Genomic DNA, 3,854 nt, shown 5'->3' with positions numbered 1-3,854 from the left:
CGTTTTTGATGACGAAGACCGAACCACCACCCCCGAAGTCGATCCGCATGAGCAGAATGCCGCTCACCAGCAGCAATAGCGAACCGACCAGCAGAGCATAGCCCACACGAATCGCCCGCTTGTTCTTCCGCAGTCGTGTATTGAATAAGTGAATAAAGACGAAGATCAGAAACGGAACGAGCATCACCAGACCAAGCAGCAGGTGACCGCCGAACATCAACATGTAGAACCAGTTCTCATACGTCCGGTCCGAGTTCCAACTGAGGAACGTTACCGTCGCCAGATAGACCGAGTTCGCTCCCAACAGGGCGATCAGCCCGTAGATAAACCACATCAACACCCGCAACCGGGGACCGACGGCGGGAATCACGACGGCCCGAGCCGGACGCGGCAGGGGTCTCGAGGAAGGACCAGGGGTCGACATTCAGAAAACTCCGTCAAAAATCGCTGATGAATGGACGTGAACAGTATGATTTCATACTTCAACGCACTATCGACAAGGTCACCAGTACTCGGATGTGAGAGCACTGACTGATGCAGCCGTCATACTGCCGACAGGAGCCACCTGGGAGGAAAGGGGACACCGTTCCGCAGGGGACACACGAACGACAAGCAGGTCGACCTCGCCAACGCGCAGTCATTCATCAAGCGAATTTTGGGGGGCGCTCAATCCCCCCCAGACGTCGTTCGATCAAACAACGTTCTGACTCAGGGTCCAGATGAACCCAGGGATGCTCTACCAGAAGGGGAGGAATCAGGCAGAGGCAGGACTTTTTCCCTGTCTGATCCCGACTGCTGGATTCCGATCGTCGCAGAGGAGCTGGGGCCGATTTGCGGCACAATGGTCCGGTGCAGGCCGGTACCGAAGGCCCTGACCTGGGTAAAAGTCGAGACAGAAACACCTCTGTGACATCGTCATCGTGAACCGAGCCATCGTAGCTCCCCAGAACTTGACTCACCGCATCGTCTACCCGATGAAAGCTCGAATGTCCCCGCCCGGTGTGAAGGTAGTCACCACATGAAGCCCAGGCAGAGTCTCCCACGAGCGTCGGCCCGATCAATACCAGAAGCCAGGGGATCGAGGTGATGAGCCCCGAACCTGCGAATGACCCGACTCGCGACCCGCCTGACATGGATGCTGGCTCAGAAAAAGGATGATCCGAACGTGTCGACCATTTTTGTTATTGCTGTGTAATGTAGGGTTCGTCGGTGAGGCGAGTCAAATTACCGCGATTATGTCGCCTGGAAACTCAACGCCGATAAGCATTTCCCGCAGAGTATCGAGAGATCCCAATCTCCAGCGCAAGCGTCCTCGTTCCAGACTCCTGGGTAGACCCGGTTGTCGCGTCTTCGCGGCTACCGGGGCGGCGAAAGCCGCAAGAGGTTTTTCAATCGAATTAACCCTCCAGCTCGGTCTCCAGCCCCCTCTGAAATCTCCCCATACGATCCCTGTTTTCTGGAGTCCCGGTTCCAGCCTCCCCCGCTCCCAAGCCTCCCGTTGCTCCGCAACCCAGACGTCCAAAGCGACGTCTGGGCCACCCCGCCTGAATCGATAAACCGCTCTTTCGAACAAGTCTCCGTCCCCACGGCACTCCGTTTCAACGGATATTCCGGGCAACTTTCACGGCTTCTTTCACAGCAATTCGTACAGCAACTTCATCCAGGTCCAGTTCGTTTTGGCATTTCGAAATGCGCGCTGCACGTTGTTGAGCACCTTGAGCACCTAATTGACAAAACCCCTATTTTTCAGGCATTTCGATTAGATGCTCACGTTGAGCATCTTGAGCAACTAATCGAGGAGACCCCGCGCGGTAGAAAAATCCCTCCCCCGGCAGACGCCAGTACCACTGACTGTTCCGGCCTTTCCCCTTTTCCCGATTGGTCTTACACCCGAGGCTCTTAAACGCTCGACGGAGCGTTGCCCAGCAGATTTCGTTTTCCGCCGCATCCTCCCGGACGATGGTCGAGAGAACCCGTCCGCCGCTCAATCGCTCATAAAGCCACCGGGCGGCCCGGTCCCGTTCGTACCGATGCTCCCGCTCCAACGGCTTTTGCGACGGCGCGGTCACTTCGTCGAGATAATCATCCCCGGTGATCGTGACAGGTTCCGTATCCCAGTGTATCAGCCCATCCCCCGGCGAGTCCTTTTGCTGTGCACCGTCTTTCTGTTCACAGTCCCGCAGCGAGTAACCAAACCCGCGACGGTCCCTCTGGGAAACAGTTTTAAGAGGAATCAGCATCCGTCGATTCCCTTCGTCCAACTCCCGCACGATCATCCAGGCCGAGCGAGCGACCCCCGCGAGAGCCGCCAATCCAGATCCACCGCGTCGCCGAACGGCCCGGACAGTCTCCGCCCCCCCTGAGTTCGAAACAGCCAGAATCGCGACTCCGGTCTGTCGGGCCAGTTCCGCAAGTTGAGCGACGTCCGCCTCCACCTGTGATCGGCTGCGGTGCGATTCGAGATAGAGGTCGACGGGATCAATGACGATCATCCGGATGTCGACGCCCTCGTTCTGCAACCGCTTCAATTCCGTCGCCAGCACGGGCAAATCACGCCGCAACTGAAACGACCACGGACGAATCTCCAGTGGAAAAGGGACGGCTGCCGCCTCGGTCACCGCAGACACGTCTGCATCGGCACCGGGATCACTCGCCAAGAGATCGTCGCAACCGCACAGCGCATACACGCGAGCCAGATCCGCTCCCGCTTCCGCCAGTCGCGGCCGAATCACCTCCGTCAGCAGTTGCGCCGAAGAAAAGACCACCACCGCAGGCCGGGTTGCCAGAGGATCGTCATCTGGCGGAAGCGAGTCGATCGGACAATCTACAACTGGCTCGGAGCCACCAGAGCAGGGGGGATTCTCCTCCGCAGTCGATCGAGTGATTGCGTCGCTGACCGAACATCCCGCCACGTGCGATCGGCTGATGGCAATTGCGTCCGTCTCCGCACAGTTGCTGAGGGCTGACCGTGAGTCAGCGATCAAATCAGCGGGGGTATTGTTCTCCCGGTCGACTCCCGCGTCGATCTCACCATCCCCGGCAGTATCCTTAGCCCGTGGCCCCTGTAAGCCGCGCAGCACAGAGACCATCAGTCCTACGGCAAGCCGACTTTTCCCCACCCCCGCATTTCCCGCAAGCAAGGTCACCGCCCCACGCGGAATCAGCCCCTCAATAACCCACTCCGTCGGCTCCGCCACCAGATCCGCCAGGCACCGCAAACTCACCTTCGGTTGCCGGTCGTTCCCGACCGAATTCAAACTCCTCGCAGCCCCCGCCGAAAACCGCTCGGGAATTCCTCCCGAACGATTTTCCCGAAGACCAGCGTCCAACTTCACCGGGTCAGCAGCAACCCGGTCCGGAAAAGCCCAGTCAGGGGGCGAATTGGAAAACCTGCGCATGTGTCACATCCTGGAAGAACGGAAACCCTTTCTCCGCAACATAACACAACCACATGTGAACGTCAAGTTTTTTTGTCGCACAACCCTCATTCAAGAACAGCACCACTGCGAAGTTTCCGTTACGGTCTCCATCTCCACCCCTCGCCATGCCACTGCTTCGGCCGTCTTCTCCGAAGCAGTGACCCCGTGCACAACATGGAATGCTTTGATCCGCAGATTGCACGGATTTTCGCAGAAGTTTCCCTGACCTCGAAATCTGCGTCGCTCTGTGTCATCGGCGGATCCACGTAGGATTGACAGCAAACTCTGATGCGATTGCCCTGGGTGTTTCACCACGGCAGAGTCACCTCAGACCTGCTGCATGGGCTCAGCTCGACCGGGATTCCGGGGAACTCTGATTCTGGGGACCAACCTACTTGACCCCTGACGGGTTGGTTGAAACTCTTTTGTTTATCG

General features: G+C 58.0%; 1 protein-coding gene and 1 pseudogene. Both read right to left on the bottom strand.

Translation table 11 applies throughout. The features are described 5' to 3' along the window. Window positions 1-424 (bottom strand): annotated as a pseudogene (locus tag VGE80_RS21940) (hypothetical protein); the annotation flags it as partial. A gap of 1,315 nt (window positions 425-1,739) precedes the next feature. Beyond that, entirely contained in the window at window positions 1,740-3,398 is a 1,659-nt protein-coding gene (locus VGE80_RS21935) for an AAA family ATPase (protein WP_440594130.1), read from the bottom strand. Window positions 3,399-3,854: the final 456 nt, after the last annotated feature.

It is taken from the genome of Schlesneria sp., from assembly GCF_036405755.1.
In the GTDB taxonomy this organism is placed as follows: Bacteria; Planctomycetota; Planctomycetia; order Planctomycetales; family Planctomycetaceae; genus Schlesneria; species Schlesneria sphaerica.
The sequence above is the reverse complement of the archived record's forward strand: the minus strand, read 5'-3'. Positions and strand labels throughout refer to the sequence as shown.

Excerpts from the sequence above, each read along its gene's own strand:
- VGE80_RS21935 (WP_440594130.1), bottom strand. The coding sequence starts at position 3,398 with ATGCGCAGGTTTTCCAATTCGCCCCCTGACTGGGCTTTTCCGGACCGG.